The sequence below is a fragment of the Photorhabdus asymbiotica genome (assembly GCF_003634575.1).
In the GTDB taxonomy this organism is placed as follows: Bacteria; Pseudomonadota; Gammaproteobacteria; order Enterobacterales; family Enterobacteriaceae; genus Photorhabdus; species Photorhabdus asymbiotica.
This window is the reverse complement of record NZ_RBLJ01000004.1, coordinates 655,886-673,551: the sequence shown is the minus strand read 5'-3', so window position 1 is coordinate 673,551 and position 17,666 is coordinate 655,886. Positions and strand designations below refer to the sequence as shown.

Here is a 17,666-nt window from a genome sequence, read left to right as displayed (position 1 = left end):
CAGGTTTTTATTTCAGGTTCACTTATTAGATTGCAGCCATTGCTCAGTCAGTGGAATCAGGAGAGATCACTTCCCACTTGCCAAACAGCGTTAAACCCGCCGCTTTAGCCAGCAATGTAGATACCTGGTTATCGAGCTGGCATCGATACTGGGGTTCGTATCCCTGATCATAGGCGTATTTGCTGATCGAACGCACCACTTTGCAAGCGTGACCTTTCCCTCTAAAAGGCATTAGAGTCAGCACGCCGAGATCGGCAATTGGCGCATTTTCCCAGGGATACATGCTGGCGGCGCTGATCAGGCGATTTTGCTCAAAAGAGCCGAACACTGCCCAGTGATCCAACTCCACGTAAGCATCGTCCAAGTCTTGTTCTGAGGCGGAGGATTGGAACTCGGAGAAAACCGCATCATCTTGTTCTGTTAACCGACGCAAAACACCTACCTGATTTTCTTGCAGCAATACGCTCTTATCAGCTTCTGAAAAATAAAAAAGATAATCTGCACCATGTAGGCTAACTCCCGCCTCATTCAATTTTCGCCGAAAGATCACCTCAGACAGGGCTTGTCGTTGATCAAGACCTAACTTATCGGCCAACTCAGGCGTCAGAACCGCCATAACCCGGCCCTCAGAGGTTTCCAGCACCATAACCCGACGGTCTTCGCTCAGGTCAGGATTGATGGTGACAGTAAAGGCTTCATCGCTATAGATGACGTCCCCGTTCAAAAATGGTGTCCGCCAGAAGTCAATTATCGTTTGTGAAAATAAAGACATATTTCTTACTCGACTTGGTTGGAATCATTGAGTGCACAACGACACTCAGTTAAATAACCGTGGGAAAGGCGAACAGAGGTTTGTTCTGCTAACTCTCTGGCTCGCTCTTCGATCCATGGGATTACTTCATCACTGGTAAACAGATAAAAATGTCCTCCTGTGAAAATTTTTTGCGTCACCGGCACAGTAAACGCCCGACGCCATTCCGCTAACTGAGAGACAGGAACGCGCTTGTCCTGATTACCTCCCACCAAATGGGTCTGAACATTTAATACTGGCTTGGGCAATCTGGACAAAGATGCCAGCAAACTCAGATCATTTCGCATTACACCAATCACATATTTTCGCCACTCAGGATCAGCCAGGACTTCTGAGGGTGTTCCTTCATACTGTTCAAGAAGGCGCAATATATCGGCATCCGACAACACCTCATTCCGCTCACTCCCCAAGGTGCCGGGCTCGATGAAGCCACGAGCGGAGATCATGAGGCTGAACTGCTTTTCTGGCGCTTCGCGCTCAAGTCGGTACGCAACCTGATAGGCAAGCTCCGCGCCCAGACTGTGTCCGCACAACAGCAAAGGTTTATTATCTCCCAATCCCAAATGCTTTATCGAAGTACAGATATCGGACAGCACAGTTTCAACATCCGCCTGAAAAGGCTCTGAAAACCGTGCACCCCTGCCCGCCAGTTCCAGACAATAGACTTCAATAAATCCAGACAGCTTGTGGGCTAACTGTAGATAGGGATAACTGGAGCCCCCCGCATGGTGTAAAAACACTAGCTGAATTTCGGCTTCCGGTCTTTCAATCGCAGGAAATAAAACTGGATTAGGCAAGGTTAAGTCCTTTAGTTACGTTGACAGGGAATGAGTTGCGCTGATGAATAAGAGCGAACTCCGGAACAGCGGCAATCGGTGCGCCGGCTATCCAGCCGTGACCGCGCTCACGTTTAAAATTGAAGTAATCCCGATATTCCGGGTTGGTAACAAAGTTATAAGTCAAAGAAATACTGGGCGATAAGGTATGTACCTCATGAGCAAGCCCTCTGGGTATCAACATAATCTCACCCGGTAACAAATCGAATCGCCATATTCGATCATCGCTGTGGAGTTGGCTTTTCTGACTTTCCCGGCCGGCGGATTGTGATGAAGCAGCACGGCCCTCAGCAACATTTCTGACCGTCTCTTCAAGCGAGGCGGAAAAGATCCATCCTGCTTTTTTGCCCTCTATTTGGCACAACACCGCATTGGTCCGCATACCATCGACGTGTAAACGAGTGCAAGCTCCCGGAGCAGAAAAAGCCTCTTCCTTCCTCATACCATCCAAGGTCACCGGTCAGGTATATCCGCTGCTGGAGTTCCGGGTGGAAGATAAATGCTTTATCGGTCAAGTCCTCCCGGTTGTAGTAGCCCTCAGCCAGACATATCCCACCAATAGCTATCTCACCTTCTTCCGAGTCTGCTTTTAACGCCAGACTATCCTGATCCAATACATACAACTGACACCCGGTGAGAGCCTGCCCAATAGGGATGACGCCCGGCAAAGTTTCCACACAATCATAAAAACTGACGTCAATAGCCACTTCCGTCGGGCCGTATAAATTAGTCAGCCAACAGCGTGAAGCGAACACTTTTTGAAATTGCTCAACCAGTATACCGTAAACAAAATTAAATGTTTCCTTTAAATAAACGTGTCAGATAAATGGTTTCTGAAGGATAATGCTGTGTTTTTGTTCACTATTTATTAAATTGTCAGACTGATAGCATATGCTGACGGTAATTTTAACAAGCCTGCGGAATTCCCCACCTAAATTCTCATTGAGAGCGGAGCGAACTTTTTCGGATTAAGGTGATGATGGATAACCAACAGCCTGAAGCTGTCTGTAATACCAAAGGGTATCTTGGCTTGTAGACGCGGTGATAATGTGATTTGATACATTAACACTAATGTGATTATTATTTTTTAAGAATAACGGAATAACTCATGCCAGCAGTCAGATACAGATTATATCCGAATTCTAAACAAAAAGGGCTTTTCAAACAGCACCTTATTAATATTTGCCATCAAGGATTAGCTGATACGCCAAGACTTGGCGGTCATGTAAAGGGTTCCCTTGTTTGTCAGCGCAGGGACTACAACGAAAGCTATTAGCAAGGGCTAATAGGGGGTCATAAGAAGTCCCCACTGAATCACTTGTGACTGAGTAATGGAAACAAGTCATAAGTGTAATCTGTAAACAACCTTGATAGTTGGATTGCCGAAGAGGTTTTTTTACTCGTTTTATAGGATAATTAATAGATTATTGATTATTTTTATATATACCCTATGGATTTCGAGATGCATCGCGACGGCAAAGGAGCGAATCCCCGGGAACATAGTGACCGGGGTGAGTGAGTGCAGCCAACAAAGAGGCAACTTGAAAGATAACGGGTATAGCCAATACTCACAGGTCAACGGAGTAATACATGTCCAGACGGCTCAGAAGAACTAAGATTGTTACTACCCTTGGTCCGGCTACCGACCGCGATAATAACCTTGAAAAGATTATTACAGCAGGTGCAAACGTAGTCCGCCTCAACTTTTCCCACGGTACAGCAGAAGATCACATCCAGCGTGCCAATAAAGTGCGCGAAATAGCTGCCCGCCTTGGCCGCCATGTTGCTATTCTTGGCGATCTTCAAGGACCTAAAATTCGCGTATCAACTTTTAAAGAGGGCAAAATTTTCCTGAATGTCGGCGATAAATTTCTACTTGATGCCAACCTTGGTAAAGGCGAAGGCAATAAAGAAAAAGTCGGCATCGATTACAAAGGATTACCCGCTGATGTCGTACCGGGTGATATTCTGCTGCTAGATGATGGACGTGTTCAACTGAAAGTATTAGAAGTGCAGGCCATGAAAGTATTCACGGAAGTTACTGTTGGTGGCCCGCTGTCTAACAATAAAGGCATCAACAAGCTCGGTGGTGGTTTATCCGCTGAAGCGCTGACCGAAAAGGATAAAGAAGACATTATTACCGCCGCCAGAATTGGTGTTGATTACCTCGCAATCTCTTTTCCTCGTACTGGTGAAGATCTCAATTATGCCCGTCGTTTGGCACGGGATGCTGGTTGTGAAACGCAAATCGTGGCAAAAGTTGAGCGTGCAGAAGCCGTCAGCAGTGATGAAATCATTGATGAAATTATTCTGGCTTCCGATGTTGTGATGGTTGCCCGTGGTGATCTCGGCGTGGAAATCGGTGATCCTGAACTGGTTGGCGTTCAGAAAAAACTCATTCGCCGTGCACGCCAGTTGAATCGTGTGGTCATTACCGCTACCCAAATGATGGAATCCATGATCACCAATCCAATGCCTACCCGCGCAGAAGTTATGGACGTAGCGAACGCAGTACTTGACGGTACCGACGCAGTGATGCTTTCTGCTGAAACAGCCTCAGGTCAATACCCTGCCGAAACGGTTGCCGCTATGGCTCAGGTCTGTCTGGGTGCCGAAAAAATGCCAGGACTCAATGTATCCAAACATCGGTTAGACACCATTTTCGAAAGTACCGAAGAAGCCATTGCTATGTCCACCATGTACGCCGCAAACCATCTAAAAGGTGTGAAAGCGATTATCGCACTGACCGAATCAGGTCGCACCACACGGATGATGTCGCGCATCAGTTCCGGCCTGCACATTTTCTCTATGTCCCGTCATGAAAAGACGCTGAATCAAACAGCGCTTTACCGCGGCGTTACACCGGTTTATTGCAGTAGTCATACTGACGGTATAACAGCCGCTAATGAAGCCATCAACCGTCTGCGTGATAAAGGTTATCTGATTTCCGGCGACCTTGTTCTGGTTACTCAAGGCGACCAGATGGGCACAATTGGCAGCACTAACACCTGCCGTATTCTTGAAGTAGAATAAAACATTGCTCCAAATATTAAGGGTCGCACTGAACTGCGGCCCTTGATTTCATATTGATATCAACCAAAAACTTAATCCGCTATTTTGCAGTTATAACTCAACAAGTATTTCATATAATTCAGACTGTTTTAATTATGAATCTTTTACCTCGAAAGGATAATTTTAATGTTTTACTATATATACCCAATAAATTTCTAGTTGCAGCGCGGCGGTAAGTGAACGCATCCCCAGGAGCATATACCCAATAGATTTCAAGTTGCAGTGCGGCGGCAAGTGAACGCATCCCCAGGAGCATATACCCAATAGATTTCAAGTTGCAGTGCGGCGGCAAGTGAACGCATCCCCAGGAGCATAGATAACTATGTGACTGGGGTAAGTGAACGCAGCCAACAAAGCAGCAGCTTGAAAGATGAAGGGTATAGATAACTCTGTGACTGGGGTAAGTGAACGCAGCCAACAAAGCAGCAGCTTGAAGGATGAAGGATATAAATATTTCAATTGTATATTATAAAAATATAATATTAAATCCATGTTACACACACTTACCTTAAATAATAGTAATAATAATGAATTAAATGCATCCTCATTACTGACAAAGTTAAATCCTTCAAAACAATAATCACTTGATATATTCAACTATCCAGACTTATTCTTCCTAAAAAGACCACAAAACATATTGACAATTCTTTAACATGGTACTATTAATTAAATGCTGATATCAGCATTTTTCATATGGGTATATGACCAAGAGATATCCTGATAATACATTTGTATTTACAGGAAATAATGACTTCAGTCGTCATCTGAAAATGTGAGCGGAGAATATCATGCAAAATATTCCTATTGAGACCTGCAAAGATCAAGAGTTACTAAATTCCCTTGTCGCATCATTCAAAGGGACGGAATTATCAATTACGGAAAAGGCATTGGATGAATTATCCAATAATACCGAGATCCCTGAAATTAATGCTTGGAACTGGACAAAAAGATTCCCTATCTGAATAACATAGGGATGTTATTAATCTTTAATCGTAAGGTAATAATCTGACATGTCTAAAAGAATTAACTTTTATCTTCTAGATTGAGTCATAAAAAACAGAAAAACACATTGACAATTATTCAACATAGTATTACTAATTGGGCGTTGATATCAGCATTTTTCACATGGAAATAAAATATTTCCCAATATACCCAATAGATTTCTAGTTGCCGCTCGGCGGCAAATGAACGAATCCCCAGGAGCATAGATAACAATGTGACTGGGGTGAGTGAAAGCAGCCAACCAAGCAGCAACTTGAAGGATGAAAGGTATAATCTTTTCATTTGAAGGAAATAGTAAGTTAGTTAACCACTTGTAAAATAAAATGGAGATTATCATGCAAAATATTTCAGTTAATACTCAAGAAGCATTAAATTCCCTTGCCGCATCATTCAAAGAAACCGAACTCTCAATTACTGAGAAATCACTGAATGAATTAAGCAGTAAGCCAAAGATCCCAGAAATCACTGCCTGGAATTGGTCGAAAAGCTTTCAGGAAATTTAATTCTTTCAATTAAATAAGAAATTTATTGAACTCTAACCATAGGATAATCCTATGCATTTACTAGGGTTATCCTAAATAATTTTATAATGTTAATATAATAATTTTAACAATATATACCCTATGGATTTCAAGATGTATCGCGACAGCAAGGGAGCGAATCCCCAGGAGCATAGATAACTATGTGACCGGTGTGAGCGAGTGCCACCAACAAAAAAGAGGCAACTTGAAAGATAACGGGTATAACTCGTTCTTTAAACTTAAAGTCTCACTATTGAACATCATTAACCTTTATCACTAATATTATTAAATCTTTCCATTTTCACATGAAAATATAATAGATCAAGGTAACTAAAACGAGTAAGAACACGGAAAAAAACCAATATTGACAGAAAAAAACATTTTAATTGGATCTTCATGTACGTTATATGAAATACTCTAAAACTAAGATAGCGATATCCAAACACGATACCCAGAAGTTAATCTCAAAAATTTAATCTGCTAGTTAAGGAACGGTAGCCACAAATGAACGCTATTAACACCTCAAAACCCATGAAGCGTTTCAATATATCAGTATCGATACTCTCGGTATCAATAGCGATATTAGCCCTTTATTTACTTTCTACCGCCTTCTATTCAGATACTCAAATCGATAACTATTATCAGGATAATGGTAACTTTTACCGGGTAGAAACCACATTTAATTTGCCTAACGGAGAAAAAGTAAGATCAGCAAAATCTCCATTGCCACTCATTGATGAACTGAAAAAAGATGAAAGAATAGATCGTGTAGACTACATTTTCAAACTTAATACCACGATTGAACTACAAGGTAGAAAGATCACTAAAGTTCCTGTGTTTGCAGTGAGTCATGAATTCCTGAATACCCTATCTCCCTTTAAAAAAGCAGATAACACCCTGGGAGCAAATGAGATTTATATCACAAAAGATTTCAATAACCAATATCTCGGCCTGGAAGACCCCAAAGGTAAATCTATTATTCTGGATAATGAAACATATATCATCAAAGATATCTTAGAAAGACGTCATGATTCGAGTCTTAATATGGATGCTATTATTTCATTTAAACCAAACCTTATAAAAGATTACAACAGAGAAATATTCAATTGGTATGACACACACGCTTATGTTTTTATAAAATTTACTGATAAAAACACCACATTTGATAAAAATACACTGCTCAAGAATATCATTGCAACAAAAGCTTCCAACCTTCCAGGTGCCCCATTTACTGCCAGTGAATTTATTCATTTGTCATTAAAAAAATTAAAAGATATTCATTATCAAGATAAATTGCCTGATGAAATTGCTATTGGTTTATCAAAGGAAGTTATCTATAGCTCATACATAGCATTCGCCTTTATTTTATTTTCTGCGTTAACAAACTATTATAATTTAACTTCCGCTGATTCATCAGAAAAAAGGGATATTTATCAATTAAAAAAAGCGTTAGGGGCATCAACCTTCAATATTATTTATGACTCACTGCCAACAATGCTGGTAAGAATGGTATTTTCCACCCTTATTTTCTTACTGCTTATTATAACTATATTCAATACATCTCTATACATTAAAAACTTATTCTACACTTTAGAAACAAACACTTTAATATATTTAGGGATATTTTCTATTCTTATTGCGTTTATTCTTATTTCATTAATACATTGTTCATTCTCATTACGTTTCTATATTTATCAGAAAAACCGAAAAATGGATATGAGATATGAATCAACATTTTCCGCCTGGTTTAGAAAATCATCATTAGCTATTCAATTACTTGTTTCTGGCATCTCTATTTATTTAGTCACTGGATTAGCCAATCAATATATTCATCTTGTTGATGTATATACTCCATATGATAATACCAAAACAATATCGGTCACTATTAACAACGACAATAACAAAAAATTAATTATCAATGAACTAAGCTATGATTTTATTAGTAAATATAATACTTCAAAAATAACACTAAGTAACTGGCAACCATTTGATATGTCGCGAGACAATATAACTATTTATTATTCTGGCCAACAAGACATAAACAATTATATCTCTTCAAATGTCATTACTGCGGACGAAAACTTTACCGATGTCTGGAAAATGAAGATATTGGCTGGTAATGATAAACGAGTATACCAAAGCGATAATGCTAATATTGTTAATGCATTGGTTACAAAAGAATTTTTAAAACAGAACGGAATTATCAAGTACGATGATATTTTTAACAACTATTATTGGTATACAATGGAAGGTAAAAAAATTCAGATCAGATTTATTCAAATTATAGAAGATTTCAATTTAGGTGCTGTAGATGAACCATTCAAACCAATCGTTATTTTTATAAAAAATGATCATAGTAAATATGCTTCGATAAATTTAAATAATATAAATAATCTTTCACCGGTACTTAATGAACTATTAACCCATGGCTTTGATAAAAATGAGATTAATTTAACCAGCCATTTATTTGATTCTTATTATGATAATTATTTGAAAGTGATAAAACTATCATCTGCTGTCGCTATTTTCTCAATATTATTACTAATTATAGCCTGTTTTACCACCAGCATGACTGACTTTAACTATATGAAAAGAGAACTAAGCATCATGGAGTCTATTGGTGGTTCGATTTATACAAATCTTATCCATTTTTTATCGAAAAGTATCATTCCTATAATTGCATCAATTTTCGTCGCATATCTATTAGGAAGAACCATTTTAGTTTACTTACTCAACGAATATAGTGTGATTTACACTGATTCTTTTGTATATAGCGCTCTAGCTTTAGCTGCTACCATGATATTCACCGTTATTATAATGATCACGACCTATTTGGTGAATTATAGAAAATTATCTGCGACTAAATTTTTGTGAGATTAACCATGGATATAGAAATTAGAAAGAAAAGCATACATAACAAAGAGAAATTATTAATTCTTATTTTCTTTATTGCTTTTATTTTATTTATCGTATTTATTGCTTATTATGCTATTTCATCTAAAGAAGCTTCTGTGAATGAAAATGAGGTTAGACAATTTCGTGTCAGCAGTAAAATAGATAGCGATATGCTAAAAACAAGAGCCGTTGTTGTTCCCAATAAAAGTGTGTCGATTTCAACAGAGATCGGCGGAATTGTTACTGATATCATGAAAAAACCATCCCAAAATGTCTTAAAGGAAGAAGAAATAGTCAAATTATCTAATTTTAATTTCACATTGAGTAATTCTGCAATGTTAGCCGATGTTACTGATAAATTAAATAATTTAATAAACATCAGAATAAACTTGCAATCTGATTATAGAGATATCAACAACAGATTCTTAGAAGCATCAAAAGAATTAAAAGAAACAGAAGATAAGTTAAAGAGATATAATAACCTGGTAAATAAAGATTATGTTTCTAAAGAAACCACTTCTGATTTAAAGATTAAAAGAGACTATTGGCATGATGTTTATTTATTTTATAAAAAACTAAAAAATGATAAAGATCGTGATATATCAAAACAGTTAAAAGAGATAGACGAATTTGTCGAAAAACAAAGAAAACTCGCTGAAATCATTGAAAATGGCTTTGAACAACTTTCAATAAAATCACCGATAGCAGGTAATATAAGTTCATTAGATTTAATTTTAGGTCAACGGTTAAAACCCGGCGATAAAATAGCTATCGTTGATGATTTATCAAGTTTTTATTTTGAATCAGAGATCAACGAATACTATTTAAACAAAATAACATACAACTCATCTGCTAACTTAGTTTATAACAATGGAAAAATACCTTTATTTGTGAAATTGATTTCATCTGAGGTGAATAATGGAACTTTCAAAGTCAGATTTGAGCTGGAAGATAAAAAAGCACTTGACTTCAAGCGAGGCCAATCAATTGATGTCATCATTAAACTTGATGAAGATAGGAAAATATTCTCTGTACCTTCATCTATGGTGTTTTCTATTGATAATAAGAACTATGTGTTTGTTTACCATCCAGAAAAAAAAGTTGCCCAACGTGTTCAAGTCTCTATTGGTCAGGATAATGGCTCTGATATTGAGATAAAAAATGGTGTTACTGAAGGGCAAATAATAGTTAGTTTTGGTAAGAATAGATTGGTTAATAATGATACTGTAAGGATTGAATAAAATGATTAGCATGATGAATGTCTGTAAATCATATAAAACGAAGTTCATTCAGACAAATGTTTTGAATGAAATAAATCTCAATATAGATAAAGGTGAATTTATTTCTATAATGGGAGCGTCTGGATCAGGTAAATCAACATTATTGAATGTTATTGGCATGTTCGAGACGATCGATAGTGGTCAATTAACACTGAATAATAATAATATTTTAAAGATGAAATATTCCGATAAAATATCATTTAGACGAGAATTTATTGGATATATTTTTCAATCATTCAATCTGTTACCCAATCTAACTGTATTCGAAAATATAGAATTACCTTTGAAATATAGAGGTTTTTCTAAAAAACAGAGAAAAAATAAAGTACTTGATGCAATAAATAATTTTGGATTAGAAAATCGGGGAAATCATAAACCGATACAATTATCTGGCGGACAACAGCAACGTGTCGCTATCGCCAGAGCAATGATCTCAAACCCCGCGATTTTATTAGCTGATGAACCAACGGGGAATCTGGATAGCACAAATGGCCAGAATATTTTGTCTTCACTTAAAGATCTGAATGAAAACGGCACGACTATTGTGATGGTAACCCATTCCGTAGAAGCCGCTGCATTTTCTGACAGAATATTAACGATGAAGGATGGCCATTTGCTTGTTTGAGCATAAATAACATAAAGGAGTTCATTATGGACACAATAATCCCAATAAAATATTTAAATTCAGACGGATCATCGATTCTCAAGAAAGCACCTAAAGTTAATTACAGGCAATTAGCTTGTAGAATTATTGGTGAGATTCCTGCCGAAAAAATATTAGATGATGATGAACTGGCCCTATATAATGAGGAAATCGGTATACAATTTAGCCCTGAGATTATCAATGCCAATAAGTTAGTTGTTGTCGTTAAAGCTACAAGACTTTGCAATTTGAGATGTACTTATTGCCATTCCTGGGCAGAAGGAAAAGGAAATACCTTAACATTCTTTAATTTGATGCGTTCTATCCACCGTTTCTTATCCATACCCAACGTCAAACGATTTGAATTTGTCTGGCATGGTGGTGAAGTCACTTTATTGAATGTTAATTATTTTAAGAAATTAATCTGGTTGCAAGAAAGATTTAAAAAACCAGATCAAGTTATCACTAATTCGGTACAAACCAATGCCGTCAACATTCCTGAAGATTGGCTGGTATTCCTTAAAGGTATCGGAATGGGAGTCGGTATAAGCGTTGATGGTATTCCAGAAATACACGATAGCAGGAGATTAGATTATAGAGGAAGACCAACATCTCATAAGGTTGCCGCTGGTATGAAGAAATTAAGAAGTTATGGCATACCTTACGGTGCACTGGTTGTCGTCGATAGAGATGTTTATGAATCAAATATCGAAAAAATGCTCTCTTATTTTTACGAAATTGGTTTAACGGATATTGAGTTCCTGAATATTGTTCCAGACAACCGGTGTCAGCCAGGTGATGATCCTGGAGGAAGTTATATAACTTACCACAATTATATCAATTTCCTTTCTAATGTTTTCCGGGTCTGGTGGGATGGTTATAAAGATAAAATAAATATTCGTCTGTTTGATGGATTTATTGACAGTATCAAATCATCTCAAAAGAAAATATCCGATTGTTATTGGGCCGGTAACTGCTCTCAGGAAATCATCACATTGGAACCTAATGGTACTGTATCAGCATGTGATAAATATGTTGGTGCTGAAGGAAATAATTATGGTTCAATTATCGATAATAATCTCGCGAGTTTATTAGCTAAATCAGACACAAATAAAAATCATCTTATCGAGGAGAAGGAATCATATGAAAAAATGCATCAGTGCAAATGGTTTCATTTATGTAATGGTGGATGTCCTCATGATCGAGTGACTAACAGGAAACATAATCCAAACTATGATGGTTCATGCTGTGGAACCGGCGGTTTGTTAGAGACAATAAGACAGACCATAGCTGCCTGATATTTTAAGTACAAGTAAAATGCTACGTTATATACCCAATAAATTTCGAGTTGCAACGCGGCGGCAAGTGAACGAATCCCCAGGAGCATAGATAACTATGTGACCGGAGTGAGTGAAAGCAGCCAACAAAGAGGCAACTTGAAGGATGAAGGATGAAGGATATAAAACCCCCTAATCACTGGATATCGTGTCCAATGTTAGGGGTACAAATTTAAATTTTCAAACCGTGATTATTACTTTACATCCTATTATCTAGAATCACAGATCTTCTCTGTTATACGGCTCAATATCACCCTCTTTCCGGGTCTTAAGTAATTTCAGTATCCAGGTGTACTGCTCAGGATTTGGTCGCACTAATTGTTCTAATTCTTCATTCATTCGGCGAGCAATAAAAGCATCGTCTTTGCCATCAATATCATCCATGGGAGGACGAATATAAATATCAAGCTGGTGAGTACGGTAATTATAAACCGGAAATAAGGGAACAATAGCCGCACGACAAACTTTCATCAATCGCCCAATTGCCGGTAATGTTGCTTTATAAGTTGCGAAGAAATCGACAAACTCACTGTGTTCTTCACCATGATCCTGATCAGGAAGATAATATCCCCAGAAACCCTGGCGAACAGTGGCAATAAAAGGTTTAATTCCAGCATCACGGGAATGTAAACGACCACCAAAGTGATAGCGAGCTTTATTCCATAAATAATCTGATACTGGATTGCTTTGATGATGAAACATCGCTGATACTTTCTGTCCATCCGCTGCCAGCAACATCGCAGGAATATCCACAGCCCAGCCATGAGGAACCATGAAAATAACGTTTTTCCCCTGCTCTTTCAGTTGAAGAATAATCTCTTTACCATGCCAATGAGTCCGGCTTAATGTTGATTTTGTGCCACGTAAACAAAGCTCAGCTAACATAACAAAAGGTTGAGGCGCGGTAGAAAACATCTCATCAATCAATACTTCGCGCTGTTGTTCAGTCAGCTCCGGCATACAGTAACACAGGTTGATTCTCGCTCTGCGACGCGCCCCTTTTGCAAACTTACCCGCCAACCAGCCTATTTTCGCCAACAAAGGATCACGCAGTTTAACCGGAAGGTACGCCAGCCCAACCAACACCCCCACTCCCACCCATATTCCCCAGTAACGAGGATGCAGGTAAGATCTATGGAATGTCGGCACATAACCCACTTTACTGTCTGTATCTGTCTCTTTATGCATGAGCTAACTCTTTAAAACAAAACGATAATTTGCCATTTTAGTACCGAGATTTATATCAACAAATGTCAACATATCTTGTTCTGCAATACAAAACGACAGCGGATGATATCAATCATCCGCTTTAAAGTCTGTTATTTATGATCAGTTAAACTCAATCTAGCAAAAGCTGAGGTGTCACCTCTTTCACCGTTGCCAAGAATTCTGTGCGTTCTTTACCACTTAAACCACCAGAACGCGGCAATTTCGCGGTTAATGGATTGACCGCCTGCTGATTGATCCAGAATTCATAGTGCAAATGAGGGCCTGTAGAACGACCGGTACTGCCAGATAATCCGATACGATCGCCACGTTTTACTTTCTGTCCAGGTTTCACCAACAGTTTTCTCAGGTGCATATAGCGAGTGGTATATTGGCGGCCATGACGGATAGCAATAAAGTTACCTGCCGCCCCATTATATTTAGAGACAATAACCTCACCATCACCTACCGCTAAAACAGGTGTTCCCACTGGCATAGCAAAATCCACACCTTTATGCGGCGCAACTCGACCCGTCACCGGATTCACACGCCGAGGATTAAATTGGGAAGAAACACGGAATTGTTTGGTTGTTGGAAAACGCAAAAAGCCGCGTTCAAGACCAGATGCTTCTCGATCATAGAAACGACCGTCTTCCGCACGGATTGCATAATAATCTTTACCACCGCTATTTAGACGAACACCAAGTAATTGACTTTGTTCACTGCGACCATCCAATATTTCACGGGAAAGTAGTACAGAGAAACGATCGCCTTTGCGTAATTTACGCAAATCTATTTGCCATTGCAGTGCCTTGGTAACTTCACGTGCTTCACTACTGGTTAAACCCGCATCTAAGGCACTGCTGGTAAAGTTATTATCAACAACACCGATAATAGCGCTGTTTTTCCATTCACCTTTCTGAAACTCTTTCGTTTCTTTAAATACATCACCTTCGCGGGTATAAATACGAGTTTCCCGACGGGAAACATCCCAGGTCAGACTTTGCAAGTCACCCGCTTCGTTTACTGTCCATGACAATGGCTGTCCGATATTAAGCCCCCGTAACACACGGTGCTGATTAGCCAATAACGCCACATCAGAAGAGTCGATACCAAATTGAGTCAGAATACTGCTGAGAGTATCGCCGTCAGAGACAATATATTCATGCGGAGTTTGAGCAGTCGCTTCCGAATTGGTTTCCTCATCAGGAATACCTTCATCCGGCAATTGTTCACTACTATCCGCAATAATCTCATCGGTATTTGCTGCGGAAGTATTGATAGCAATGCTACCCGTTGTGGTTTCTTCTTGTTGTTCATGATGATAAGCAATTGGTTGCCACATCGTGACAACCAATGTTGCTACAGTCAACGAACCCAGCATAATCTTATGCGGTCGTGGTAACTCCCTATACACCAGAACGATAGTTTTAACTATCTGTTGCACTAATAGAATTCCTTATTACTCTAATTCAGGCAACCTGCGTATTGTTCCGACAACTGAGTTATAAATTTCATATAGCTGTCCTTATCCAATACAATGCGGCTTCCTAACGGGTCTAAAGTGCCCATACGCACCCCCGTATCCTTCGCGACAACATTTATAACGGTCGGCCTGAATTGTGGCTCAGCAAAAATGCAGGTTGCTTTTTGCTCAACCAATTGCGTTCGTATGTGATGTAACTTTTGTGCGCCAGGTTGTATTTCAGGGTTAATCGTAAAATGCCCTAGTGGACTCAGACCATAATGCTGTTCGAAATAGCCATAAGCATCGTGAAAAACAAAATACCCCTTACCGCGCACCAGTTTAAGAATATTAGCAATATTTTTGTCAGTTTGCGCAAGTTGAGCGTTGAATTTACGTAGGTTTACGTCCAGCGCAGCTTTTTTATGCGGATAGTGCATTAGTAATTGGTCATGGATCGCCTGAGCAGCTTGTTTCACTATTTTTGGCGACAACCAGATGTGCATATTATATTCGCCATGAGAATGATGTTCATGATCATCTTCATGTTTATGCTGATCAGGTTCGTGTAAATCTTCACCATTTTTCAGCAATAATGGTTTAATCGCCGGCAATTGTGCTAAAGCCAGCTGTTTATCTTGCGGAACTTTGGCTAACGGTTTAGACAAAAAAACTTCCATCTCAGGGCCAACCCACACAACTAAATCTGCCTGATTAATTTTCTTAAGATCGGACGGTTTTAATGCATAGTCATGCGGTGATGCGCCATCAGGTAACAGCACCTGTGTATCAGTGACTCCATCTGTTATTGCCGCAGCGATAAAACCTAACGGGCGAATTGATGTTACGACATCAGCACTAGCTGATTGTATTGTTCCCGACATTAAAACAGCGGCAATCGCCGCTTTACAGAAAAATTTATGCGTCAGTTTATATGATTTGTGTAACATAATGTAAATATCTCGTGGACAGAAGCAAGAATTGTTATATTATAACATCTCAATGTTCACGCAAGATATATTTAGCATGTCTACACTTATCGCCTTAAAGAATGTTGCCGTTACCTTTGGCAATCGTCAGGTACTCAACAATATCTCCCTGAGTTTACGACAAGGGAATATCCTGACTTTGTTAGGACCTAATGGTGCCGGTAAATCAACATTAGTCCGTGTTGTTCTGGGGCTTATTGAGCCGTCATCCGGTACCATTGAACATACCGATGGGTTGAGAATCGGCTATGTTCCACAGAAATTGCATCTTGACCCTACCCTGCCACTAACAGTCAAACGCTTTATGATGTTGAAACCCGGCGTAAAATCTGCCGATCTCTTGCCAGCACTTGAGCGCGTCAAAGCGGCTCATCTTTTGCAGCAACCCATGCAAAAATTATCCGGCGGAGAAAGCCAACGGGTTTTATTAGCCAGAGCGCTCTTAAATAAACCCCAGCTATTAGTCCTTGATGAACCAACACAAGGAGTCGATGTTAATGGTCAATTAGCGCTCTATGATTTAATCAATCAAATCAGAACTGAATTGAATTGTGCTGTCCTTATGGTATCCCACGATTTGCATCTGGTGATGGCAAAAACAGACGAAGTTTTATGTCTTAATCAACATATTTGCTGTTCCGGTACACCTGAAGTCGTTTCTATTCACCCTGAATTTATCGCTATGTTTGGTCACCATGGCGCTAAGCAATTAGCCGTATACCGACATCAGCATAATCATCATCATGATCTGAAAGGGGAAATCATTTTGAAAAATAATAGGGAATGTGCCACTGATGCTTGAATTATTACTTCCCGGTTGGCTGGCAGGAATATTATTAGCTATTGCGGCTGGGCCATTAGGTTCATTTGTTGTCTGGCGCAAGATGTCTTACTTTGGCGATACTCTGGCACATGCTTCATTACTAGGTGTTGCTTTCGGATTATTGCTAAATATTAGTCCTTTTTACACGGTTATCGCTGTCACTTTGATATTGGCAATCATTCTGGTCTGGCTGGAAAAGCGTCCTCAGCTGGCAATCGATACTTTATTGGGGATCATGGCCCACAGCGCATTATCATTAGGATTGGTAGTTGTCAGTTTAATGTCTAATGTGCGAGTTGATTTGATGGCTTATCTGTTTGGTGACTTACTGTCAGTCACTTATGAGGATATTTGGTTGATTGCGATCGGTGTCACTATTGTCGTCACACTGCTGTTTTGGCAATGGAACTCCCTGCTTTCTATGACCATCAGCCAAGAAATGGCTTTCGTCGATGGTATTAAAATACAGCGGCTGAGAGTGCTGTTAATGCTGGTCACTGCGCTGACCATTGGCCTAGCAATGAAGTTTGTCGGCGCTCTGATTATTACCTCCCTGTTAATTATTCCAGCTGCTACTGCCCGCCGTTTTGCCCGTACACCTGAGCAAATGGCCGGTATCGCTATTGCAACCGGTATAGTCGCCATCACTGGCGGATTAGCTTTCTCTGCCTTTTACGACACTCCAGCTGGACCTTCTGTTGTTCTGTGCGCTGCGATGCTATTTATTATCAGCCTGGTTAGTAAAGCAAAAAACTAATCTACCGCACTTATACCCTTTATCCTTCA

The 17,666-nt window shown here is 39.3% G+C and carries 16 protein-coding genes; 9 read left to right on the top strand and 7 right to left on the bottom strand.

All coding sequences use genetic code 11. The features are described from left to right. Positions 1-43: 43 nt before the first annotated feature. The 4 genes from BDD30_RS18820 to BDD30_RS18805 are packed head-to-tail and all read right to left on the bottom strand — an operon-like array spanning position 44 to position 2,423. Positions 44-724 (bottom strand): GNAT family N-acetyltransferase, encoded by a 681-nt coding sequence (locus BDD30_RS18820; RefSeq protein WP_249039941.1) that lies wholly within the window; start codon positions 722-724, stop codon positions 44-46. 53 nt (positions 725-777) lie between these two features. Then, a complete protein-coding gene (locus BDD30_RS18815) occupies positions 778-1,608 on the bottom strand; it encodes a thioesterase II family protein (RefSeq protein WP_015834592.1) in 831 nt (276 codons plus the stop codon). After that, the gene (locus BDD30_RS18810; RefSeq protein WP_249039946.1) at positions 1,601-2,029 is read right to left on the bottom strand and encodes a cupin-like domain-containing protein; all 429 of its coding nucleotides are present in this window, start codon (positions 2,027-2,029) and stop codon (positions 1,601-1,603) included. Before BDD30_RS18810 ends, BDD30_RS18815 begins: the two co-directional genes overlap by 8 nt. Further along, positions 1,959-2,423, bottom strand: coding sequence for an AMP-binding protein (locus BDD30_RS18805; RefSeq protein WP_387795482.1), 465 nt, complete (start codon positions 2,421-2,423; stop codon positions 1,959-1,961). The genes BDD30_RS18810 and BDD30_RS18805 overlap by 71 nt, the downstream gene beginning before the upstream one ends. A gap of 814 nt (positions 2,424-3,237) precedes the next feature. Between BDD30_RS18805 and pyk the strand changes: the two genes are divergently transcribed. The 7 genes from pyk to darE all read left to right on the top strand — a co-directional run bounded on the left by pyk (position 3,238) and on the right by darE (position 12,358). Further along, complete coding sequence (pyk, locus tag BDD30_RS18800) at positions 3,238-4,680, top strand: pyruvate kinase (RefSeq protein ID WP_015834594.1); 1,443 nt, start codon at positions 3,238-3,240, stop codon at positions 4,678-4,680. Positions 4,681-5,507: 827 nt separating this feature from the next. Beyond that, positions 5,508-5,681, top strand: a complete 174-nt coding sequence (darA-b, locus tag BDD30_RS23770) for a peptide antibiotic darobactin B (protein WP_154640495.1) — start codon at positions 5,508-5,510, stop codon at positions 5,679-5,681. 375 nt (positions 5,682-6,056) lie between these two features. Beyond that, complete coding sequence (darA, locus tag BDD30_RS23765) at positions 6,057-6,224, top strand: darobactin family peptide antibiotic (RefSeq protein ID WP_158307068.1); 168 nt, start codon at positions 6,057-6,059, stop codon at positions 6,222-6,224. A gap of 522 nt (positions 6,225-6,746) precedes the next feature. After that, complete coding sequence (darB, locus tag BDD30_RS18785; RefSeq protein ID WP_015834595.1) at positions 6,747-9,116, top strand: darobactin export ABC transporter permease subunit; 2,370 nt, start codon at positions 6,747-6,749, stop codon at positions 9,114-9,116. Between the two features lie 8 nt (positions 9,117-9,124). Further along, complete coding sequence (gene darC / locus BDD30_RS18780; protein ID WP_015834596.1) at positions 9,125-10,378, top strand: darobactin export ABC transporter periplasmic adaptor subunit; 1,254 nt, start codon at positions 9,125-9,127, stop codon at positions 10,376-10,378. 1 nt (position 10,379) lies between these two features. Continuing rightward, positions 10,380-11,042, top strand: coding sequence for a darobactin export ABC transporter ATP-binding protein (darD, locus tag BDD30_RS18775; protein WP_015834597.1), 663 nt, complete (start codon positions 10,380-10,382; stop codon positions 11,040-11,042). Positions 11,043-11,068: 26 nt separating this feature from the next. Then, positions 11,069-12,358, top strand: coding sequence for a darobactin maturation radical SAM/SPASM protein DarE (gene darE, locus BDD30_RS18770; RefSeq protein ID WP_015834598.1), 1,290 nt, complete (start codon positions 11,069-11,071; stop codon positions 12,356-12,358). 258 nt (positions 12,359-12,616) lie between these two features. Here darE and lpxM read toward each other — a convergent pair whose 3' ends face one another. From lpxM to znuA, 3 genes are all read right to left on the bottom strand, one after another. Beyond that, positions 12,617-13,585: a lauroyl-Kdo(2)-lipid IV(A) myristoyltransferase gene (gene lpxM, locus BDD30_RS18765; RefSeq protein WP_015834599.1), complete on the bottom strand. Its 969-nt coding sequence runs from the start codon at positions 13,583-13,585 to the stop codon at positions 12,617-12,619. Positions 13,586-13,736: 151 nt separating this feature from the next. Beyond that, positions 13,737-15,050 (bottom strand): murein DD-endopeptidase MepM, encoded by a 1,314-nt coding sequence (gene mepM / locus BDD30_RS18760; protein WP_015834600.1) that lies wholly within the window; start codon positions 15,048-15,050, stop codon positions 13,737-13,739. Positions 15,051-15,070: 20 nt separating this feature from the next. After that, a complete protein-coding gene (gene znuA / locus BDD30_RS18755; protein WP_015834601.1) occupies positions 15,071-16,018 on the bottom strand; it encodes a zinc ABC transporter substrate-binding protein ZnuA in 948 nt (315 codons plus the stop codon). A 76-nt stretch (positions 16,019-16,094) separates the two neighbouring features. On the opposite strand from znuA, the gene znuC reads away from it, so the two are divergent. Further along, positions 16,095-16,859, top strand: coding sequence for a zinc ABC transporter ATP-binding protein ZnuC (gene znuC / locus BDD30_RS18750; RefSeq protein ID WP_041381917.1), 765 nt, complete (start codon positions 16,095-16,097; stop codon positions 16,857-16,859). After that, positions 16,852-17,637, top strand: coding sequence for a zinc ABC transporter permease subunit ZnuB (gene znuB / locus BDD30_RS18745; protein WP_041381919.1), 786 nt, complete (start codon positions 16,852-16,854; stop codon positions 17,635-17,637). Before znuC ends, znuB begins: the two co-directional genes overlap by 8 nt. Positions 17,638-17,666 lie beyond the last annotated feature (29 nt).

Coding starts and splice junctions, on each gene's coding strand:
- darE (WP_015834598.1), top strand. CDS start 11,069: ATGGACACAATAATCCCAATAAAATATTTAAATTCAGACGGATCATCG.
- darA (WP_158307068.1), top strand. CDS start 6,057: ATGCAAAATATTTCAGTTAATACTCAAGAAGCATTAAATTCCCTTGCC.
- pyk (WP_015834594.1), top strand. CDS start 3,238: ATGTCCAGACGGCTCAGAAGAACTAAGATTGTTACTACCCTTGGTCCG.
- znuA (WP_015834601.1), bottom strand. CDS start 16,018: ATGTTACACAAATCATATAAACTGACGCATAAATTTTTCTGTAAAGCG.
- darC (WP_015834596.1), top strand. CDS start 9,125: ATGGATATAGAAATTAGAAAGAAAAGCATACATAACAAAGAGAAATTA.
- znuC (WP_041381917.1), top strand. CDS start 16,095: ATGTCTACACTTATCGCCTTAAAGAATGTTGCCGTTACCTTTGGCAAT.
- darD (WP_015834597.1), top strand. CDS start 10,380: ATGATTAGCATGATGAATGTCTGTAAATCATATAAAACGAAGTTCATT.
- darA-b (WP_154640495.1), top strand. CDS start 5,508: ATGCAAAATATTCCTATTGAGACCTGCAAAGATCAAGAGTTACTAAAT.
- BDD30_RS18810 (WP_249039946.1), bottom strand. CDS start 2,029: ATGCGGACCAATGCGGTGTTGTGCCAAATAGAGGGCAAAAAAGCAGGA.
- darB (WP_015834595.1), top strand. CDS start 6,747: ATGAACGCTATTAACACCTCAAAACCCATGAAGCGTTTCAATATATCA.
- znuB (WP_041381919.1), top strand. CDS start 16,852: ATGCTTGAATTATTACTTCCCGGTTGGCTGGCAGGAATATTATTAGCT.
- lpxM (WP_015834599.1), bottom strand. CDS start 13,585: ATGCATAAAGAGACAGATACAGACAGTAAAGTGGGTTATGTGCCGACA.